The organism is Coprococcus sp. TF11-13, from assembly GCF_003481085.1.
Taxonomy (GTDB): domain Bacteria; phylum Bacillota; class Clostridia; order Lachnospirales; family Lachnospiraceae; genus Coprococcus; species Coprococcus aceti.
On record NZ_QUKK01000002.1, the window covers coordinates 133,415 to 155,032 of the forward strand.

Here is a 21,618-nt window from a genome sequence, read left to right on the forward strand (position 1 = left end):
AGGAGATTAGATTTCTTGTCCTAATGTTTGTAGGATAAGGAATTTTTTTTATGTCCTGTGGTTTTTTTATATTAATTGGCAAGGAGGATGAGACATGATAAGACCAGAACTTAGCGAGGCAAAGAAATATGCGGCAGACGGATATAGGATGGTTCCGGTGTGCTGCGAGATGTTATCGGATGTGATCACACCTATCAACTTACTCAGAAAGCTGAAAGCGGCGAATGAGCACTGTTACATACTTGAGAGCGTGGAGAATCAGGAGGTGTGGGGACGCTACACATTTCTTGGTTACAATCCAAAGCTTGATGTCACATGCATGAATGGGCACATACAGCTCAAGGATATAGATGGAAATGTGATAAAGAAAGCGGATGACATTCATCCTGAGGGATTCATAAGAGAGATACTTAAGGATTACAGGAGTCCGAAGATAGAAGGACTTCCAACATTTACAGGCGGGTTTGTCGGTTACTTCTCATATGATTATATAAAGTACAGTGAGAAGAAGCTTGTGATCGATGCCGATGACGATGAGGAATTTCAGGATCTGGATCTCATGCTCTTTGACAAGGTCATAGCATTTGACAATTTCAAGTCAAAGCTGATCCTCATTGCAAATGCTGACACGTCCGATATAGAAGCCGGATATGCAAAGGCACTTGCTGACATAGAAGATATGAAGAAGCTAATCCTCGATGGAGAGATGGCTGAGATAGAGCCGGTTAAGATGAAGAGTGATTTCAAGCCTCTGTTCAATAAAGAAAAATATTGCAGCATGGTCGAGAGGGCAAAGAAGTACATATTCGAGGGAGATATCTTCCAGGTGGTTCTGTCCAACAGACTTGAGGCTGAGATGGAGGGTTCACTGTTCAATACATACAGGGTTCTCAGAAGCACAAATCCTTCTCCATATATGTTCTACTTCAGCGGCGACCAGATAGAGGTTGCGGGCGCATCACCTGAGACACTGGTAAAGCTTGAGAATGGCGTGCTCCACACATTTCCTCTTGCTGGAACGAGACCGAGGGGAAAGACAAAGGAAGAGGATATGAGACTTGAGGCCGGACTTATGGCGGATGAGAAGGAGCTGGCGGAGCACAACATGCTGGTGGATCTCGGAAGAAATGATCTTGGTAAGATAAGCAAGTTCGGAACTGTTGAGGTTGAGCAGTACATGAAGGTTCAGAGGTACTCACATGTAATGCATATCGGGTCAACGGTCAAAGGAGAGATCGATGACAGCAGGTATGATGAGCTGTCAGCCGTGGATGCGGTACTTCCAGCAGGAACCCTCTCAGGAGCACCGAAGATCAGAGCGTGTCAGATCATCAATGAGCTGGAGGACAACAAGAGAGGAATATATGGCGGTGCCATAGGATACATAGATTTCACAGGGAATCTTGATACATGTATAGCCATAAGGATCGCATACAAAAAGGGTGACAAGGTATTTGTCAGATCCGGAGCAGGAATCGTGGCGGACAGTGTTCCGGAAAATGAGTTCCAGGAATGTATCAACAAGGCAAAGGCAGTTACAACAGCACTCACAATGAGCGCTTTTCATGCGCATGCACAATACATATAAGGAGGACAAAATAAATGACAATACTTATAGACAATTACGACAGCTTCTCCTACAACCTGTATCAGCTTGTGGGGGCAATAAATCCGGATATAAAGGTCATAAGAAATGATGAGTTCACCTGTGAGGAGATTGAAGCGATGAATCCGGATCACATAATCATCTCACCGGGACCCGGAAGACCTTCGGATGCGGGAATGTGTGAGGAAGCGGTGAGATATTTTGCAGGAAAAGTACCAATCCTCGGCGTGTGTCTCGGACATCAGGCGATTTGTGAGACATATGGTGCGACAGTCACATATGCAAAGAAACTTATGCATGGAAAGATGTCGCTGGTTGATGTGGATCTGAACTGCAGATTGTTCAGAGGACTTCAGAGCAAGATACAGGTTGCCAGATATCATTCACTGGCAGCAGCCGATGAGAATTTCCCGGAATGCCTGGAGGTCACAGCCAGGACGGAGGATGGAGAGATCATGGCAGTAAAACACAGGAATTATGAGGTATATGGAGTTCAGTTCCATCCCGAGTCGATACTGACACCGAAGGGCAAGATAATGCTCAGAAATTTTTTAGAGATATAAATTGATATAAAATAAGGAGGATATGGCGATGATACAGGAAACTCTTAAGAAGGTAGCAGCAGGACAGGATCTTACATACGATGAGGCATATGCCAGCATGGATGAGATATTCAGTGGCCAGGTGCCGGGAGAGACAACGGCGGGATATCTCACAGCGCTTCACATGAAGGGCGAGACGCTTGACGAGATAACAGCCAGTGCAAATGGAATGAGAGACCATGCGGAGTCTCTTCCACATGACGGAATAGATGTTCTTGAGATCGTGGGAACAGGCGGAGATTGTGCGAATTCATTTAACATATCGACAACGAGTGGTATAGTTGCAGCAGCGGCCGGAGTACCGATCGCAAAGCACGGTAACAGAAGCGTATCAAGCAAGAGTGGCGCAGCGGATGTCCTTGAGGCCCTTGGTGTAAATATCTCCATATCACCTGAAAAGATGGGCAAGGTTCTTGCTGAGTGCAACATGAGCTTTATGTTTGCCCAGGTTTATCACAAGGCGATGAAATATGCAGGTCCGGTCAGAAAGGCACTTGGAATACCGACAGTATTCAATATCCTTGGTCCTCTCACCAACCCGGCAAAGGCTCAGATGCAGATCATGGGAGTATACAAGGAGGAGCTTGTTGATCAGATGGCTCCTGTACTTGTTGGTCTTGGCGTAAAACGGGGACTTGTCGTATATGGACAGGATTGTCTGGATGAGATATCCATGAGCGCACCTACAACAGTTGCAGAGATCAAAGATGGCGTGATCACAAAGTACGAGATCAAGCCAGAGAATTTCGGATTTGAGAGATGTAGCAAGGAGGATCTGATGGGCGGCGGTCCTGAGGAAAACGCGCAGATTACCCGCGATATCCTGTCAGGCAAGATCAAAGGAGCCAAGAGAAATGCAGTTGTATTGAACGCAGCAGCTTGTATCTACATCGCAGGCAAGGCAGACTCCATAGCGGATGGAATCAAGGTGGCAGAGGACGTGATCGACAGTGGCAAGGCTGCTGAGACACTTGATTCATTTGTAAGACTGACAAATGAGTAGATAAGTTTCATCACAGACTATGATAGAAAGTTGTATAGAGAGGTAAGAGATGATATTAGATGAGATAGCTGCAAAGACAAAGGAACGTGTGGCGGAGCAGAAGAAAAAAGATCCTCTTGAGGAGATGAAGAGACAGGCACTTGATATAGTTGCCAGAGAGACGGATAACGGCAGCAGCCCATATAGTAAGTTCCCATTTAGGGATAATCTGGCAGCGGATGGAATATCGTTTATTTGTGAGGTCAAGAAGGCATCGCCTTCCAAGGGGCTTATCGCACCGGACTTTCCCTATGTTGAGATCGCAAAGGAATATGAGGCGGCTGGTGCTTCAGCCATATCGGTGCTCACTGAGCCGTTTTATTTCCAGGGAAGCAATCAGTTCCTGATGGATATAAAGAAGGAGGTAAATATACCGCTGCTGAGGAAGGATTTTACAGTTGACGAGTATATGATATATGAGGCAAAGGTCATAGGAGCCTCGGCGGTGCTTTTGATTTGCGCAATACTGGATGACGAGCAGCTTGGATTATACCTGCAGCTTGCGCATGAACTTGGGATGTCGGCTCTGGTTGAGGCTCACGATGAGGATGAGGTCAGACGGGCGATAGCCTGCGGAGCCGGCATCATCGGGGTGAACAACAGAGACCTCAGAACATTTACGGTGGATATCATGAACAGCGTTCGTCTTAGAAAGCTGATACCGGATACGGTGCCAGCCACCCATATGGGGACGGAGGTACCTGTCACTGGTACAGGAGCTGCGGCTGACACTTTAGCACCCCAGAAGATGGTGTATGTGTCTGAGAGTGGAATCAAGGCAAAAGAGGACATAGACAGGCTCAAGGCAAATGGAACTGATGCGGTGCTCATAGGTGAGACATTTATGAGAAGTCCCGACAAGAAGAAGTTGTTTGCGGAACTTAGAGGCGAGTAACATATTATATAGAAGAAACACAATACAAAAGTGTAGAAATTACATTTGAAAATATATCTGAGAAGACAAAAACAGGAGGAAGAACATATGTCAAAAGGCAGATTTGGCGTTCACGGCGGCCAGTACATTCCAGAGACTCTGATGAATGCGATGCTGGAGCTGGAGGAGGCTTACAAGAAATATAAAGATGATCCGGAGTTCAACAGAGAACTCACAGAGATGCTCAACGAGTATGCGGGAAGACCTAGCAGACTTTACTATGCGGAGAGAATGACAAAGGATCTGGGCGGAGCGAAGATATACCTCAAGAGAGAGGATCTGAACCACACAGGAGCGCACAAGATCAACAACGTAATTGGACAGATGCTTCTTGCCAAGAGAATGGGTAAGACAAGAGTTATCGCGGAGACCGGTGCCGGACAGCATGGAGTTGCAACAGCTACAGTTGCAGCCATGATGGGCATGGAGTGCGAGATATACATGGGTGAGGAGGACACGATCAGACAGGCTCTCAACGTGTACAGAATGAGACTCTTAGGAGCAAAGGTTCATCCGGTAAAGACTGGAACAGCCACACTGAAGGATGCTGTATCTGAGGCATTCCGTGAGTGGACAAGCAGGATTGATGACACACACTATGTACTCGGCTCAGTCATGGGACCATATCCTTTCCCTGAGATCGTCCGTGATTTCCAGGCTGTGATCAGTAAAGAGATCAAGGCACAGCTCATGGAGAAGGAGGGAAGACTTCCTGATGTCGTCATGGCATGTGTGGGCGGCGGTTCAAATGCCATCGGAGCTTTCTACGATTTCATACCTGACGAGAGCGTCAGGCTGATCGGCTGTGAGGCAGCGGGCAGAGGTGTTGATACATTTGAGACAGCGGCAACTATCGCAACTGGAAAGCTTGGTATATTCCATGGCATGAAGTCATACTTCTGTCAGGATGAATATGGCCAGATCGCACCTGTATATTCTATCTCAGCGGGACTTGATTATCCGGGAATCGGACCTGAGCACGCGTACCTTCACGACATAGGACGTGCAGAGTATGTGGCGATCACAGATGACGAGGCTGTGGATGCATTTGAGTATCTGTCAAGGATCGAGGGAATCATCCCTGCAATAGAGAGCGCACACGCTGTGGCTTACGCCATGAAGCTGGCACCTACAATGGACAAGGATAAAATAATAGTGATCAATGTATCAGGACGTGGAGACAAGGACGTTGCAGCCATCGCAAGATACAGAGGGGAGGATCTTCATGAGTAATATAGCAAAAGCATTTGAACATGGAAAAGCATTTATACCATTTGTGACATGTGGCGATCCGTCGCTGGATGTGACAGAGGAGGTAGTATACGCAATGGTTGAGGCCGGTGCAGACCTTATAGAGCTGGGAATCCCATTCTCAGACCCGACAGCCGAGGGTCCGGTCATTCAGGGCGCAAATATAAGAGCGCTTGCAGGCGGCGTGACGACAGACAAGGTATTTGACCTTGTGAGAAAGCTCCGCAAGAAAGTGACAATACCTATGGTGTTCATGACATATGCAAATGTCGTGTTCTCGTACGGTTCGGAGAGATTCATCAGCACATGCAGGGAGATTGGCATAGACGGTCTGATCCTTCCTGACATTCCTTACGAGGAGAAGGACGAGTTTGATGGAATCTGCAAGCAGTATGATGTGGATCTCATTTCACTCATCGCACCTACATCCCATGAGAGAATATCCATGATCGCAAATGATGCGAGTGGATTTGTATACTGCGTGTCATCACTCGGTGTAACAGGAACCAGAACCAAGATCACCACAGACATAGGAGCAATGGTCGATCTGGTGAAGAAGACGAAGGACATCCCTTGCGCTGTAGGCTTCGGAATATCCACACCTGAGCAGGCAAAGCAGATGGCGGAAAAGTCAGATGGTGTCATCGTCGGTTCAGCCATCGTCAAGCTGTGCGCCCAGTACGGCAAGGACTGTGTGCCTTATGTGAGAGATTATGTGAAGAGCATGAAGGATGCGATAAGGTAGGAAATTATAGATACTAATTGGGGTATGCATTTGTGGATGCATATTTAAGAGAGTCGGAGAAATCTGGCTCTCTTGTGTTTTATAGATATATTTATAAATATGTTGACACCACAATTAGTTTTTGATATAACATATACATCAGCGATTGCTGATATCCATAATGAAAATTGAATAAATCATATTTTAAGTAGAAGAGTTTGAAAACATGATGAGTAGCAAGTGCTACAAGTCTGCGATCATGACTCTTTTTTTGTTGCCTTTTGGGCATGGGGCAGATTTCAAATGAAAACTGAATATGCATCTGCCCGGTATCCGGGGCAGCAAAGAATACGGACACAGCGACTGTCGTCGGCTGAAAAATGACAGACCGGGGAGCGGGCACTGATAAGGTGTGAGCTGGTAAAGCTTCAGATAACACATTGACAACATTTTGTAGATTTATTTTAGTTTTATTTTTTCATTATGGAGGTAACGATTATGAGATATTCATTTACAGAAAAGACATCACATAGACAGCAGGAGACAGCATACATGCTTTATATGATCATCGGCAGCTATTTTCACAGATGCAGCTGCAGATCAAAGACGTTGGAGGAGAATCTCTTCCTTTATTATAAGGAGCTTCAGGAGAAGAGACAGGTGGAGAAGGAGAGACAGATCATCAGAGTCAGCGAGGGTGTGCTGAAAGACAATATGACAGATCTTGCGGAGATGAATGCTGAGGTGGTTATCTCAAGGGCAGATGATCTGTATATATTAAGATTTTACACAGGATTTGAGAGGGTCGTGGTGACTGTCGATGAGAAAGGCTGCTATGAGATAAGCCTGGGTAGGGATGAACTAGCGGTATAGAAGGTGTTGTGAGCAAACAGTTGAAGTATAGTGGCAGTTGTTCAGGGGATAAATAAACTTGAGCAACTGCCGTGTTTTCACTTGATATGGGAACTAATGTTCGATATAATAGATGCAGGCTTTAGCATAGAGTAGGAGACTTTTATGGATCATTTTGAATTGGTATCGGAATACAAGCCCACCGGAGATCAGCCGGAGGCAATAGAAAAATTGGTAAAGGGTTTTCAGGAAGGTAATCAGTTTGAGACGCTGCTGGGTGTAACCGGATCTGGTAAGACTTTTACCATGGCGAATGTCATACAGCAGCTTAATAAGCCAACACTGATACTTGCACATAACAAGACTCTGGCGGCGCAGCTTTATGGGGAGATGAAAGAATTTTTCCCGAACAATGCGGTGGAGTATTTTGTATCATACTACGATTATTATCAGCCGGAAGCATATGTGGCGTCTACGGATACTTATATTGCAAAGGATTCGTCTATTAATGACGATATTGACCGGATGAGACATAGCGCCACAGCAGCACTCATAGACAGAAAAGATGTCATAGTGGTTGCATCTGTATCGTGTATATATGGCATCGGTGATCCGGACGAGTACAGGAATCAGATGTTGTCGTTCAGAGTTGGCATGATAAAGGACAGAGATCAGGTCATCGATGAACTGACAGATATACAGTATGACAGGAATGACATGGATCTGCAGAGAGGCACATTCAGAGTGCGTGGGGATGTACTTGAGATAATTCCTGTGTCAACATTTGACGATGGAATAAGGATAGAATTCTTCGGGGATGAGATAGACAGGATCACAGAGTTTGATCCGCTCACCGGAGAGGGAAAGAGAGATCTGACATATACATGCCTGTTTCCGGCATCTCACTATGTGGTTGGACAGGAGAAGATGGAGAAGGCTCTGAAGAGGATAGAGGCGGAGCTCAAGGACAGAGTTGCTTACTTCAAGTCAAAGGATAAACTCATCGAGGCACAGCGTATCGAGGAGAGAACTAACTTTGATATGGAGATGATGAGAGAGACTGGATTTTGCTCTGGTATAGAGAACTATTCCGGTCCGCTGGCTGGAAGATCAGCCGGAGAGACGCCGAGCACACTGCTGGATTTCTTTGATGATGACTTTCTTCTTATTATAGATGAGTCACATATGACGGTGCCTCAGGTCGGTGCGATGTATTCTGGAGACCGTTCCCGTAAAATGAATCTGGTGGACTATGGATTCAGATTGCCATCGGCACTTGACAACAGACCACTCAACTTCTCGGAATTTGAGCAGAAGATTGATCAGGTCATGTTCGTATCTGCCACACCGGGCAAATACGAGGAGGAGCACCAGATGCTTATGGCTGAACAAATCATCAGACCTACAGGACTTCTTGATCCGCCGGTTGAGGTCAGACCGGTTGAGGGACAGATAGATGATCTGCTGAAAGAGGTCCGCAAGGAGACTGAGCAGGGACACAAGGTACTTGTGACAACACTTACCAAGCGTATGGCTGAAGATCTCACCAGCTATATGAGGGATAATGATATAAAGGTAAAATATCTGCACTCGGATATAGACACTATGGAGAGGGTTGAGATAGTGAGAGATCTCCGTCTTGGCGTATTTGATGTGCTTGTTGGAATCAACCTTCTGAGAGAGGGACTTGACATACCGGAGATCACTCTGGTGGCAATACTGGATGCTGATAAGGAAGGTTTCCTGAGATCGGAGACATCACTCATCCAGACCATAGGAAGAGCAGCCCGAAATGTGGATGGACATGTCATCATGTATGCGGATACTATCACGGGTTCTATGAAGTATGCCCTCGATGAGACGAGCAGACGTCGTGAGATACAGCAGAAGTATAATGAGGAACATGGAATAACCCCTAAGACTATAGAGAAGAGCATAAGGGATCTCATAACCATAGAGGTGAAGAAGGAGGAACTTCCAGATGAGGATAAGGACGCTGAGTCCATGACGAAGAAGGAGCTTCAGAAGGTTATCGCCAAGCTGACCAAGAAGATGAATATGGCGGCAGCAGACCTCAACTTTGAGGTGGCGGCGGAGATCAGAGATCAGCTCAAGGTGTACAAGGCGGCACTGAGAGATTATGATAAGGACTGAAATATAAATAATAAAGAGAAAAGGTTAGATCAAGATGGAAGACAATAAGAATTATGAACGTGGTGAGCATCTGGAGAATATAACGGATGCGAGCATGAAAGATGATGATTATTTCAACGCCAGCAGGAATATTGACAGGAAGTATATTACTATTGAGGGCGCACGTGAAAATAATCTGAAAAATATCAATGTCAAGATTCCAAGGGACAAATTTGTTGTCGTGACAGGACTTTCGGGATCAGGTAAGTCTTCACTGGCATTTGACACGATATATGCGGAGGGACAGAGACGATACATGGAGTCGCTGTCCTCCTATGCGAGACAGTTCCTTGGACAGGCTGAGAAGCCGGACGTGGATAAGATAGAGGGACTTTCCCCTGCAATCTCCATAGATCAGAAGTCAACAAACAGAAATCCCCGATCCACAGTTGGCACTGTCACTGAGATATACGACTATTTCAGACTTCTCTATGCCAGAGTGGGAATACCACACTGCCCGAACTGTGGTAAGGTCATAAGCAGACAGACGGTTGACCAGATGGTGGATGAGATCATGAAGCTACCTGAGAGGACAAAGTTCATGGTGCTTGCGCCTGTGGTCAGAGGCCGAAAGGGAGAGCATGTAAAGCTGCTGGAGAAGGCAAAGAAGAGCGGATTTGTCAGAGTGGTAGTCGATGGCAGCATGTATGAGCTGTCGGAGGAGATAAAGCTCGATAAGAACAAGAAGCACAGTATAGATATAGTTGTCGATCGTCTGGTTGTAAGACAGGATGTGGAGAGGCGACTCACAGATTCCATAGAGACCGCACTTCAGCTTGCAGAGGGGCTTATGAAGATTGAGGTGATCGGGGAGAGGGATGAGAATGGTGTTCAGAAGGAGAATACCATTATCAATTTCTCAGACAGTTTTTCATGCCCGGATTGCGGAATCAGCATAGATGAGATAGAGCCGAGAAGCTTTTCGTTCAACAATCCATTTGGCGCATGCCCGACATGTGCAGGGCTTGGGTTCAAGATGGAATTTGATCCGGATCTTATGATACCCGATCAGAGTTTGTCGATAAATGATGGAGCCATAGTGGTTCTGGGATGGCAGTCGTGCAATGATGGCAAAAGCTATTCAAATGCAATACTCAGGGCACTCAGTGCGGAGTATGGATTCTCTCTTGATACGCCATTTCAGGATTATCCACAGGATATCAAGGATCTCTTATTATATGGAAAGAACTCTCGCCCGGTTAAGGTGTACTATAAAGGACAGCGCGGGGAGGGAGTGTATGATATAACATTTGAGGGACTCATAAAGAGTGTTGCCAGAAGATACAGGGAGACATCTGCGGAGTCCACAAAGGCCGAGTATGAGACATTCATGACTGTAACTCCGTGTGAGGTCTGTGGTGGTAAGAGACTTAAGCCGACAGCCCTTGCTGTTACAGTTGGAGATAAGAATATTGCCGAACTTACAGAACTACCTATCACAGAACTTGCAAAGTTCATGAAGGATCTGGAACTCACTGACAGACAGAAGATGATAGGTGCGGCCATACTCAAGGAGATCAGGTCGAGACTGCATTTCCTTATAGATGTGGGACTTGACTATCTGTGCCTGAGCAGAGGTACAAGTACGCTCTCAGGTGGAGAGGCACAGAGAATAAGACTTGCCACGCAGATAGGTTCAGGTCTGGTCGGAGTTGCATATATTCTGGATGAGCCAAGTATCGGACTTCACCAGAGGGACAATGACAAGCTGATAGCAGCGCTCAAGAATCTGAGAGACCTTGGAAATACGCTTATCGTTGTAGAGCACGACGAGGATACCATGAGGGCGGCGGATCACATTATAGATATAGGACCGGGAGCCGGTGCAAATGGTGGATATGTGGTAGCTGAGGGTACGGCTGAAGACATTATGAAATGTGAGAATTCTATCACCGGTGACTACTTAAGCGGCAGGAAGAAGATAGAGGTTCCGGATGTGAGGAGAAAGCCAACCGGATGGCTCACTGTCAAGAATGCTTATGAGAACAATCTCAAGCATATAGATGTGGACATACCACTTGGAATCATGACATGTGTGACGGGTGTGTCTGGTTCAGGAAAGAGTTCTCTGGTAAATGAGATCCTGTACAAGAAACTTGCGAGAAGACTCAATAAAAGCAGGGTTAAGGCAGGAAAGCATGACCATATCATCGGTTATGATGCTTTGGACAAGATCATAAATATAGACCAGTCACCTATAGGAAGAACTCCGAGATCCAATCCGGCTACCTACACAGGTACGTTTGACCTGATAAGAGACCTGTTTGCCGGTACAAAGGATGCCAAGGCAAGAGGTTACGGCAAGGGAAGATTCAGCTTCAATGTATCTGGTGGACGATGTGAGGCGTGTCGTGGAGATGGAATAATCAAGATAGAGATGCACTTCCTGCCAGATATATATGTGCCATGTGAGGTGTGCGGAGGAAAGAGATACAACAGGGAGACCCTGGAGGTCAAATACAAGGGTAAGAGTATCAATGAAGTTCTCGATATGACTGTTGATGAGGCATGTGAGTTCTTTGCAAATGTTCCGAGAATACTCAGGAAGATAGAAACGTTGCGAGATGTGGGACTAGGATATATCAGGCTTGGACAGCCATCCACCACTCTGTCAGGCGGAGAGGCACAGAGAATCAAGCTTGCAACAGAGCTTTCGAGACGAGGAACAGGAAAGACAATATATGTGCTTGATGAGCCTACCACGGGACTTCATTTTGCTGATGTGCACAGACTTGTGGATATACTCAGAAGGCTCAGCGAGGGCGGCAACACAGTTGTGGTTATCGAACATAATCTTGACGTTATCAAGACCGCAGATTATATTATTGACATGGGACCTGAAGGAGGTGCTGGCGGTGGAACGGTTATTGCCAGAGGAACTCCAGAGGAAGTTGCGAAGATACCTCAGTCCTATACAGGACAGTATCTGAAGAGGTATCTCGATATGTAAGGGATGTGTCGAATAATTACATCGGAGGTAGATGACGAACATGGATGAACAGAATAGAGTAGAAGATATTGACAGAGTTGATGGCGGGTCGACTTCTGAGCAGAATCTGGAGCAGGAAAAGGCTATGATGGCTGAGAATAGTCAGGCACAGAATTGTCAGGGTGTGCAGTCAGTTCAAGCACCATATAGTCAGGTAGCACAGCCAGCTCAGTCACTGTATCAGCATATGCCACAGTATGGCCAGCCGGTGCAGCATCCATACCAGCCACAGTCGCAGTACGGTCAGCCAGCCCAGCAGCCATATCAGCCACAGTCACAGTATATCCAGGGAGCACAGCCAATGCAGACACCATACCAGCATATGCCACAGTATGGTCAGCCAACCCAGCAGCCATACCAGCCACAGTCGCAGTACGGCCATCCGGTACAGCCAACGCCATACAACAACCCTATGGGTTATATGGGATATGAGAACAGGCATAACATACCTGGTGATGTGAAGAAGGGCTCTACACATGTACCTAATGTGTTAAACCTGATCGGTATTATCATGGCTGTTGTATCAGTATTTATTCCTTATGCATATATGGGTACAGATGCCAGAAGCATAGCTGGAGTGTTTGGGATAAATGTATTATCCATGCTTATTGTGGCTGTAGTTCTCATAGCAGACGTGATATGTGCATTTATCAACAAAGCGGGCTGTTATATAGCAGATCTTGTAATATCTATAGTTGTTGGCGGAATATTGATATTTGAATTTGTTCTGTCATTGATAGATCTTGGCAAGCTTGACGCAGCGGCAAATGCAAGACTCGGAGTCGGCGCATGGATCAGCGTGGCAGCGGCACTTTTCATGCTAATATCAGTTCCTATATGGTGGACAATCAGCAGGAAGAAGGATAAGGCAGAGAAGCAAGATTAGAATTTAGAAATTTATATTAGTGAAGATAAAAAATAATATAAAAGAAAAATAAGTAAGAATAAGAACCCCATCATGGCTTGTACAAGCTGTGATGGGGTTCCTTTAAGTTTACGCGAGCGATACTTGTCCGAAAGTTGTCGAACAGTTTATCGTTACATTTGTTAATTGTTCTGTTAAAGAATTAGTCGTTAGCCTTACCAACTGATCCGAAGAGTTCCATCTTCTCCTTAACAGTAGCCTTGATAGCCTCGAAACCAGGAGCGAGAAGCTTTCTAGGATCAAATCCCTTGCCCTCAAGATCCTTACCAGCCTCGATGTACTTTCTTGTAGCATCTGCGAATGATAACTGGCACTCTGTGTTAACGTTGATCTTTGAAACGCCAAGTGAAATAGCCTTCTTGATCATGTCAGCTGGGATACCTGTACCACCGTGAAGAACTAATGGCATAACGCCTGTCTTCTGCTGGATAGCATCAAGTGTCTCAAAGCTAAGTCCCTTCCAGTTAGCTGGGTACTTACCATGGATGTTACCGATACCAGCAGCAAGCATATCAACGCCGAGATCAGCGATAGTCTTGCACTCCGCTGGATCAGCGCACTCGCCCATACCAATAACTCCGTCTTCCTCACCACCGATAGAACCAACCTCACACTCGATTGAGAGGCCAAGCTGATGAGCTACGTTAACGAGCTCTGTTGACTTAGCAAGGTTCTCCTCGAATGGATAGTGTGAACCATCGAACATGATTGAAGTAAATCCAGCCTTAACACACTTGTAGCATCCTTCGTATGTTCCGTGATCAAGGTGAAGAGCTACAGGAACTGTGATTCCAAGTGACTCATCCATAGCCTTAACCATTGCTGCAACTGTCTCAAATCCTGTCATATACTTTCCAGCGCCCTCTGAAACACCAAGGATAACAGGTGACTGAAGCTCCTGAGCTGTGAGGAGAACAGCCTTTGTCCACTCAAGGTTGTTGATGTTGAACTGACCTACTGCGTAGTGACCAGCCTTAGCTTTCTTTAACATTTCTGTTGCTGAAACTAACATTTGTAAAATCCTCCGTAAAATTATATTTGGATACAATGTACCCACTTACGCTGATTATACCCCATATAATAAGAAAATAAAAGAATTTTTAGCCAAAAGTTCAACATATAGTTAGTTTGAACTTATCGATAGAAATGAAAAAAATAAAACATTTATAAAGAATAGTCCGCCTTAATTGCATTGAAAAAAATTAAATGCTATGATTTGCCAGTAATACTGACAAATATATAAAAGAGTAATGCATATAGAACATAATACGTTATGTGTATGCACACAGACGTGGCGCAAAGCACCTTACTATGCTTTTGCACAATATAATCTTAAAAAGGGAGGACAGAATGCTTCAGCTTAAGAATATCGTGAAGGATTATCACACTGGTGATGAAGTTGTTCAGGCACTTAAGGGTGTATCTGTGAACTTTAGGAGAAATGAGTTTGTGTCCATACTTGGTCAGTCGGGTTGTGGAAAGACAACGCTTCTGAACATAGTGGGCGGACTGGATCAGTACACCAGTGGAGATCTGGTTATCAATGGCAAGTCGACAAAGGATTTCAAGTCAAGAGACTGGGATTCATATAGAAACAATTCAGTCGGATTTGTATTCCAGAGCTACAATCTGATACCGCATCAGTCGGTACTGTCAAATGTAGAGCTTGCGCTTACTTTGTCTGGAGTATCAAAGGCAGAGAGAAGAAAGAGAGCGAAGGAGGTTTTGGAGAGGGTTGGTCTGGGAAATCAGATTCACAAGAAACCAAACCAGATGTCCGGTGGACAGATGCAGAGAGTTGCCATCGCCAGAGCACTCATAAACGATCCGGATATTCTGTTGGCGGATGAGCCAACGGGTGCACTTGACACAGAGACAAGTGTTCAGATCATGGAACTGCTCAAGGAGATAGCCAAGGACAAGCTGGTTATTATGGTCACGCACAACCCGGAGTTGGCACAGCAGTATTCAACAAGAATCGTAAAGCTCCTCGATGGAAATATAATAGATGACTCCAATCCATTCTCAGATGAGGATGAAGCAAAGGAGGATGACGGAAGTTATGAACCTAGAAAGACATCCATGAGTATGTTCACAGCGTTCTCGCTGAGTCTGAACAACCTCATGACAAAGAAGGGACGAACGTTCTTAACAGCATTTGCCGGAAGTATAGGAATCATAGGAATAGCGCTTATATTGTCGCTATCGTCTGGATTCCAGAAGTACATAAACGATGTACAGGAGGAGACACTTGCCACATATCCAGTGCAGATAACGAAGAAAGCGATGGATTACAATGAGCTGCTCTCAAAGATGGTAGGTAACAACGAGGAGAATTCAGATCACAATCACGCTGGCGAGGACAAGATATATTCGGGAGATATCATGGGAGACATGCTCGTGTCCATGGTGTCAGATGTGAAGGAGAACGACCTTGAGTCATTTAAGAATTATATAGAAGACGATGCAAACGGCTTCACCAAGTATACAAGTGATATAACATACACATATGATACACCATTATATGTGTTTAACGAGAACAGTGCAAATGGCGGTGTTGCCCAGGTAAATCCAAGCACCACAATGGCAGATATGGGATTTGGAGGTATGGCGGAGGCACAGGAGTCAACGGCAGATTTCATGTCGGCGTTTAGTTACGGCTCATCATCAATGGACATGTGGACACAGATGCTTGACAATGACACTCTGCTCAAGCAGCAGTACGATGTACTGGCAGGACACTGGCCTGAGAACAAGAACGAGGTTGTACTTGTCGTCGACAAGAACAATGAGATAAGTGATTTTACACTGTATACTCTTGGACTTAGGGATTCAAAGGAACTGAGCGATATGGTTTCAACCATACTTGCTGGCGGAGAGGCACCGGAGCTTGAGCAGATGGTGTTTACATACGATGACCTTCTTAATCTCAAGTTTAAGGTTGTGCTTCCGGGCGATCTGTACAAGAAGAATGATGATGGAACATACACAGATATGAGTTCTGATGCTGATTTTCTGAAGTCTGCAGTGGCCGGGGGCCTTGAAGTAAAGGTGTCGGCAGTAATCAGGGCTTCGGATAAAGCGTATGCAACTACCATGCAGCCGGGATATATAGGTTACACATCGGAGCTTGCCAATTACATAGTTTCAGAGAACGAGAAGACAGATGTACTCAAGGCTCAGATGGATAATCCTGATACTGACATATTTACAGGAATGCCATTTTCAGATGGCAAGGAACTGACAGCGGATGATGTGGATATGGATTCTGTTATGCAGCAGCTTATGGCTTCAGGTCAGGTTACTGAGGACATGCAGGCACAGATGGCGTCCATGACCAAGGATCAGCTCTTCGATATGCTCAAGGGTTACGGTTTCTTCCAGGAGTCAACATCTACTTATGAGGATAACATGTCAAAGCTTGGATATGCAGAGCTTGCAAAGCCGGCTTCCATCAACCTCTACTGTGCAGAATTTGCGGATAAGGACGAGATAACAAAGCTTATAGACAAGTACAACGAGGATTATCCTGACAAGGAGATCACATACACTGATTACATCGGAATCATGCTGTCATCGGTGACCAAGATCATCAACGCGATAACCTATGTACTCATTGCATTTGTGGCAATTTCATTGATAGTTTCATCCATCATGATCGGAATAATCACATATATCTCAGTTCTTGAGAGAACAAAGGAGATTGGTATTCTGCGAAGCATAGGAGCTTCAAAGAAGGATATCTCAAGAGTGTTCAATGCGGAGACATTTATAATAGGTCTCTTCTCAGGACTCATAGGAATCGGCGTGACGGTGCTGATCAATATACCGATCAGTAAGGTGATAGAGAGTTATATCAACGTTGCCGGTGTATCGGCGCTTCCTTGGAAGGGTGGAGTGATGCTGGTAATCATCAGCGTTATACTGACATTGATCGGAGGACTTATCCCATCGAGACTTGCTGCCAAGAAGGATCCTGTTATAGCGCTCAGAAGTGAGTAATTATAAATTATCTGAATACAAAAAGAAAAGGCTGCCATCTCTGGCAGCCTCTTCTTTTTGTATTAAAAGGGAGTGACTGCAACTACATTATGTGAGGGGAGGGTGTTGCAGTCGTTTATGAAAAAGGGGATGTAAACAACTCGCTTACGCTCTCGCTGTTTACAGTTAATAATATACCGAGAAAATGTGTTCTAATTTTGGAGAAGTTGTGTAGAAAATGTGTTTTTCGGGTAAAAATATGAAGATGCTGTAAGAAATTTAAAGGATATGAAAACAGCATAAGGCAGACATGGTTAGAAATTAGAAAGGTAAGTAAAGGTATGAGACAAAATGTGTATTGTCTTGTTTATTTTTGCTGATCATATAATGTATAATGGTAGAAATGTATTTAGGAGGATAAACAGATGGCAGGAAGTCATATAGCAATACCAACCATTCTTAAGATCGGAAAGGGAACCCTGAATGATCTGGGCAAATATATAAGTGCTTCCGGGATGAAGAATGCTGTTATTTATTTTGGAAATGGACTCATAGACATGTTTGGACAGCAGGTCATGGATTCTCTGAAGAAGGAAAATGTGACAGTTGTGGAGTACAGAGAGCTGGATTCCACCAATATAGAGGATATAATCAAGCTGGCATTTGATATAGATGCGAAGGCCCAGGTGATCGTGGGTATCGGCGGAGGAAAGGTTATTGATGTGGCAAAGTATGTGGCATATCTCAGAAAGCTTCCTTTTATAAGTATTCCGACATCGGCATCATCGGATGGTTTCTCAAGCGCCAGCGCATCACTTATGGTAAATGGACGGCGTACATCGGTGCCGGCAAGAATGGCATATGGAATCATAGCTGACACGGAGATCATCAAGTCTGCTCCAGAGAGATTCCTTTACTCGGGAATCGGAGATATGGTATCCAAGATTACATCCCTCTATGACTGGCTCTTCGAGTCTGAACTGGGATACTCTGAGATGAACGATTTTGCAGTTATGATAGCGAAGAAGGCAGTGAACAGCTTCGTCAGAACACCATTTGAAACGATCAAGGATGACCTCTTCCTGAAGGAGCTTCTCGATTCCCTTGCCATGAGCGGTGTTGCTAATGAGATTGCAGGCGGAAGCACACCGACATCCGGAAGCGAACACCTGATCTCACATGCACTTGACAAGATGCTTGAACAGCCACAGCTTCATGGAATCCAGGTGGGAATTGCCACATATATCATGGCGGTTGTCCAGGATCACAGATATGTCAGGGTAAATGCAATATTTGAAAAGACTGGTTTCTGGGATTATGTAGCCACACTTGACCTCAAGAGAGAGGATTTTGCAAAGGCGATAGACATGGCTCCTCAGATCAAGCCTCACAGACACACATACCTTCACGAGGAGAACTACAGAGAACTTGCCAAGAAGGTTCTGTATGAGGACGAGGTACTTAAGAGAGTATTCGACTAAGAAAAAAGGTGTGAAGAATGGTACTGCAAGGTGGAAAAACAGTGTATCGTGTAAAACAATGAACAGTATGTGGATGTCAGCCATGGAGGGCATTATCAGGAGAGTATTATATGGAAGAAAACAATTTCGGCTATGGCTTTGAACATGATGACTATGGGAGATTTGAGCAGGATATTGACCAGGACACAGCATATGTGATCAGACCTGAGCAGATGGGCGGTGGAGCTTCCCCACAGCCACAGATAAAGAGGACGATCCCTATAGTTACGATTGCATTGATAGTGGCAAATGTCATAGCTGGCATCATGTGCATCGGTGTGGACAATTACTCCAGAACCGGTGGACTCAACTATCAGTACGTGAAGCTGAATGGCGAGTATGGACGACTTATATCGGCGATGTTCCTGCATTCTGGCTTTGATCATCTCTTTGGCAATATGTTTGCACTATATATGTTTGGCTCCACGGTGGAGAGAAAACTTGGCTCCCTGAGGACGACTATCATATACTTTGTATCAGGAATTGTTGCCGGGATCATATCCATGAATGTGTATCATATGACTGATCCTGACAGAATGCATTTCTCTATAGGAGCATCAGGGGCGGTGTTCGGAATCATATGTGCTGCTGTGTTCCTGACATTCATGGGCAACAGGAAAGCAAGCAGAAAAGATATGATGATATCCATAGTTGTTGTGGTCATATATGCTCTGTATACAAATGAGAAGAATATAGATATCTATGCGCATGTGGGTGGTGCGATCGTGGGAGGAATCCTTGCATTTGCACTGAATATCAAGCGGTGGGAGAAGTTTAGGGAGAACAAATTCTGCAAGCTTTTGGCAGTCATACTCACATTGTCCATGTGCGTGACAGGTATCGGTGAGGCGGGGATCGGCAAAGATGCAGCCGATATTCCGGATAAGAGGATAGATTATATAAAGGAACAGAAGATATTCCCGGATGGAGACACAACCTATGGGGATGGTCTGGATGCCTATTGCAGCGATGAACACTGGCAGGCATTTGTCGCGACGGACGGAAGTCAGATAGTGCAGTTTGAAGGGAATGCCACATATAAGGGGCAGCAGGTGACGGTCACAGTCCAGTTTCAGATAGAGGGTGACTGCGAGGGCTATCAGCCGGGATATGTCGGGCTGAATGATGTGGGACAGAACAGTGAGAGTGCCACGGAATTCATGTTGACAGTGTGTGGAAGATCGATAAATGAGCTGAAGTACGGAAGATAAATATCGTTGTGTGAACAAAAGTGTCATGGTATACTAAATCTGTGTGTCCATATGCGGATAGAGAAGATATGTGTCTCAGAATATGGGCAGATATATCAGGAAAAGTATATGGTATAAGATCTATTATAATCAGGAAAGTACAGAGATAGAGAAAACATGGCACTCAAATACGTGATGATAAATGACATAATTGAAGAACATAATGCAAGAATGCAGAATCTGAGGAAATATTACCCGTTTTTTGTTCTGGCTGAGACCACATTTGCGCAGTATAGGGAAGGTCGTTATGCACAGCTGGACATGGGTTATATAACCATGGCGATTCTGCGTTTTTTTATTCAGGAGAACAGCTTCAATGAGCGTGAAGTGTCATACGATGAATATGAGGAATTCATGGGGCAGCTCCTTGACCGTGATTTCGATGTGGAGATTGCGGGAGATGACAGGGCTGACCTGATAATGTATATATTTGACAAGATCAAGAACGACGGAAGAGCATTTGAATTCACGTTCTATGATCCGGGAAAGAAGCAGCGCAAGACGGGACGAGTGAAGCTGATAGACAGCCATATAGTGGATGGCAAGGTCCTGTATTTCATCACTGCGGATGGAATCGAATTCTATCTGGACACCAAGGAGATCAAGGACGAGAGCAAGATCAACGTGCAGCAGCTTCTTCTGGAAAAGATGATCGTTGGAGAGAACTTCCGTGGCGGTATCGAGGTCGTGCGCAGGATCAATAGCGAGGTGAACAGGCTGATCCGCGAGAAGGATGAGATAGTAAATCTTCTGTCCATCGACGTGTTCAAGGGCGCGGAGGAGTACGAGAATTATATGAAGACCGTCGGCAAATGGTTCGCTGACGAGCAGAAGCTCTTTTCCAAGAACAAAGCTCTGGTGGACAAAGCGATCACTAAGGCGAGCTATGATAATATGGGCAAGGGCAACCTGAAAGCGATGGAGGAGATAAGCCAGCTTGAGCTTGAACTCAAGAGGACCATCATCAAGCACGGAAGTCTGATAAGCAGCACCATGGAGCTGCAGAACATATCGGACAATATCATACACAAGGCAAAGTTGCAGAAGCTTAGACCTGCATTTGACTTTGCAGGACAGCTTCAGAGTATCATAAAAGAGGACAGACCGGATAAGATACTCACCATACTTGCGCCTCTCTTCGCTCCGAGGATCGTGAAAACGTTCAGCATGACATCCATAGATCACATGCTCACGCTGAAGTCCGAGGACAATGCGAAGACCACAAAGGTGAAGAAGGAGCAGCTTGATCCGAACTTCCGTTACGAAGATGAACTTCTCGATGAACAGATAAGTGCCAACTTCACAAAGCTGTTCCACGAACTCCTTGACCAGCTGAACAAATGGGGACATCTGAGTCTCAAGGAATTCAATGGAATACTTGAAGTTAAGTTTGGAAAAGAAATCTACGACAACAAAGATTACTATTCCTTCCTCACACACCTGGCTCAGAAGGACAGATACAGCGTGGATGAGATACTGGCAAAGCCGGACACTATGCTGGAGGGAATGCTGGTAGATCACATAGAGAGAATAAAAACTGGCAAAGGTATTGCTATTTTGCAGAATCAGACCGATGGTGATATGGGGCATGGCGGTTCTGGTCTCTCCCGTGAGATGTATGCACCGGAACTCACACTGGATGCGTTCAGAGGCATGACATTTACACTGGAATTCCATCCAGACGAAGAGATACAGATTGGCGAGGACATGTACGTTACGGGAATTCAGTTTAACAAAACCAGCTGAGAG

At 45.2% G+C, this 21,618-nt stretch carries 15 protein-coding genes; 14 read left to right on the top strand and 1 reads right to left on the bottom strand.

The genetic code is table 11. The annotated features are described in order from the left end of the window. The first annotated feature begins 94 nt into the window (after positions 1-94). From DXD11_RS05260 to DXD11_RS05305, 10 genes are all read left to right on the top strand, one after another. On the top strand, positions 95-1,588 hold the full coding sequence (locus DXD11_RS05260; protein WP_118757909.1) for an anthranilate synthase component I family protein: 1,494 nt from the start codon (positions 95-97) through the stop codon (positions 1,586-1,588). A 14-nt stretch (positions 1,589-1,602) separates the two neighbouring features. Beyond that, on the top strand, positions 1,603-2,169 hold the full coding sequence (locus tag DXD11_RS05265; RefSeq protein WP_055145999.1) for an anthranilate synthase component II: 567 nt from the start codon (positions 1,603-1,605) through the stop codon (positions 2,167-2,169). 28 nt (positions 2,170-2,197) lie between these two features. Further along, positions 2,198-3,211 carry an anthranilate phosphoribosyltransferase gene (gene trpD, locus DXD11_RS05270; RefSeq protein ID WP_118757910.1) on the top strand — a complete coding sequence of 338 codons (1,014 nt, stop codon included), beginning with the start codon at positions 2,198-2,200 and terminating at the stop codon, positions 3,209-3,211. 49 nt (positions 3,212-3,260) lie between these two features. Next, a complete protein-coding gene (trpC, locus tag DXD11_RS05275) occupies positions 3,261-4,145 on the top strand; it encodes an indole-3-glycerol phosphate synthase TrpC (protein ID WP_118757911.1) in 885 nt (294 codons plus the stop codon). A gap of 87 nt (positions 4,146-4,232) precedes the next feature. Continuing rightward, complete coding sequence (gene trpB / locus DXD11_RS05280) at positions 4,233-5,417, top strand: tryptophan synthase subunit beta (RefSeq protein ID WP_015534411.1); 1,185 nt, start codon at positions 4,233-4,235, stop codon at positions 5,415-5,417. Then, on the top strand, positions 5,410-6,180 hold the full coding sequence (gene trpA / locus DXD11_RS05285; protein WP_199688727.1) for a tryptophan synthase subunit alpha: 771 nt from the start codon (positions 5,410-5,412) through the stop codon (positions 6,178-6,180). The genes trpB and trpA overlap by 8 nt, the downstream gene beginning before the upstream one ends. A gap of 477 nt (positions 6,181-6,657) precedes the next feature. Continuing rightward, positions 6,658-7,032 (top strand): hypothetical protein, encoded by a 375-nt coding sequence (locus tag DXD11_RS05290; RefSeq protein ID WP_118757912.1) that lies wholly within the window; start codon positions 6,658-6,660, stop codon positions 7,030-7,032. 144 nt (positions 7,033-7,176) lie between these two features. Then, positions 7,177-9,165 (top strand): excinuclease ABC subunit UvrB, encoded by a 1,989-nt coding sequence (uvrB, locus tag DXD11_RS05295; protein WP_118757913.1) that lies wholly within the window; start codon positions 7,177-7,179, stop codon positions 9,163-9,165. Between the two features lie 94 nt (positions 9,166-9,259). Further along, positions 9,260-12,154 (top strand): excinuclease ABC subunit UvrA, encoded by a 2,895-nt coding sequence (gene uvrA / locus DXD11_RS05300; RefSeq protein WP_118758020.1) that lies wholly within the window; start codon positions 9,260-9,262, stop codon positions 12,152-12,154. Between the two features lie 40 nt (positions 12,155-12,194). Next, positions 12,195-13,079: a hypothetical protein gene (locus DXD11_RS05305; RefSeq protein ID WP_118757914.1), complete on the top strand. Its 885-nt coding sequence runs from the start codon at positions 12,195-12,197 to the stop codon at positions 13,077-13,079. A gap of 181 nt (positions 13,080-13,260) precedes the next feature. Here the strand turns inward: DXD11_RS05305 and fba are convergent, their stop codons facing one another. After that, a complete protein-coding gene (gene fba, locus DXD11_RS05310; RefSeq protein WP_022058049.1) occupies positions 13,261-14,130 on the bottom strand; it encodes a class II fructose-1,6-bisphosphate aldolase in 870 nt (289 codons plus the stop codon). A gap of 338 nt (positions 14,131-14,468) precedes the next feature. Here fba and DXD11_RS05315 point away from each other — a divergent pair, with 338 nt between their 5' ends. The 4 genes from DXD11_RS05315 (at position 14,469) to DXD11_RS05330 (ending at position 21,615) form a co-directional block, all read left to right on the top strand. Beyond that, on the top strand, positions 14,469-17,120 hold the full coding sequence (locus DXD11_RS05315; protein ID WP_118757915.1) for an ABC transporter ATP-binding protein/permease: 2,652 nt from the start codon (positions 14,469-14,471) through the stop codon (positions 17,118-17,120). A gap of 404 nt (positions 17,121-17,524) precedes the next feature. Further along, on the top strand, positions 17,525-18,580 hold the full coding sequence (locus tag DXD11_RS05320; RefSeq protein ID WP_118757916.1) for an iron-containing alcohol dehydrogenase family protein: 1,056 nt from the start codon (positions 17,525-17,527) through the stop codon (positions 18,578-18,580). Between the two features lie 110 nt (positions 18,581-18,690). Continuing rightward, positions 18,691-19,830 (top strand): rhomboid family intramembrane serine protease, encoded by a 1,140-nt coding sequence (locus DXD11_RS05325; RefSeq protein WP_118649509.1) that lies wholly within the window; start codon positions 18,691-18,693, stop codon positions 19,828-19,830. A 156-nt stretch (positions 19,831-19,986) separates the two neighbouring features. After that, positions 19,987-21,615 carry a hypothetical protein gene (locus DXD11_RS05330; protein WP_118757917.1) on the top strand — a complete coding sequence of 543 codons (1,629 nt, stop codon included), beginning with the start codon at positions 19,987-19,989 and terminating at the stop codon, positions 21,613-21,615. Positions 21,616-21,618: the final 3 nt, after the last annotated feature.

What these genes read in the sequence shown, in the direction of transcription:
- DXD11_RS05260 (WP_118757909.1), top strand. Translation starts at nt 95, where the DNA reads ATGATAAGACCAGAACTTAGCGAGGCAAAGAAATATGCGGCAGACGGA.
- DXD11_RS05265 (WP_055145999.1), top strand. Translation starts at nt 1,603, where the DNA reads ATGACAATACTTATAGACAATTACGACAGCTTCTCCTACAACCTGTAT.
- trpD (WP_118757910.1), top strand. Translation starts at nt 2,198, where the DNA reads ATGATACAGGAAACTCTTAAGAAGGTAGCAGCAGGACAGGATCTTACA.
- trpC (WP_118757911.1), top strand. Translation starts at nt 3,261, where the DNA reads ATGATATTAGATGAGATAGCTGCAAAGACAAAGGAACGTGTGGCGGAG.
- trpB (WP_015534411.1), top strand. Translation starts at nt 4,233, where the DNA reads ATGTCAAAAGGCAGATTTGGCGTTCACGGCGGCCAGTACATTCCAGAG.
- trpA (WP_199688727.1), top strand. Translation starts at nt 5,410, where the DNA reads ATGAGTAATATAGCAAAAGCATTTGAACATGGAAAAGCATTTATACCA.
- DXD11_RS05290 (WP_118757912.1), top strand. Translation starts at nt 6,658, where the DNA reads ATGAGATATTCATTTACAGAAAAGACATCACATAGACAGCAGGAGACA.
- uvrB (WP_118757913.1), top strand. Translation starts at nt 7,177, where the DNA reads ATGGATCATTTTGAATTGGTATCGGAATACAAGCCCACCGGAGATCAG.
- uvrA (WP_118758020.1), top strand. Translation starts at nt 9,260, where the DNA reads ATGAAAGATGATGATTATTTCAACGCCAGCAGGAATATTGACAGGAAG.
- DXD11_RS05305 (WP_118757914.1), top strand. Translation starts at nt 12,195, where the DNA reads ATGGATGAACAGAATAGAGTAGAAGATATTGACAGAGTTGATGGCGGG.
- fba (WP_022058049.1), bottom strand. Translation starts at nt 14,130, where the DNA reads ATGTTAGTTTCAGCAACAGAAATGTTAAAGAAAGCTAAGGCTGGTCAC.
- DXD11_RS05315 (WP_118757915.1), top strand. Translation starts at nt 14,469, where the DNA reads ATGCTTCAGCTTAAGAATATCGTGAAGGATTATCACACTGGTGATGAA.
- DXD11_RS05320 (WP_118757916.1), top strand. Translation starts at nt 17,525, where the DNA reads ATGGCAGGAAGTCATATAGCAATACCAACCATTCTTAAGATCGGAAAG.
- DXD11_RS05325 (WP_118649509.1), top strand. Translation starts at nt 18,691, where the DNA reads ATGGAAGAAAACAATTTCGGCTATGGCTTTGAACATGATGACTATGGG.
- DXD11_RS05330 (WP_118757917.1), top strand. Translation starts at nt 19,987, where the DNA reads ATGGCACTCAAATACGTGATGATAAATGACATAATTGAAGAACATAAT.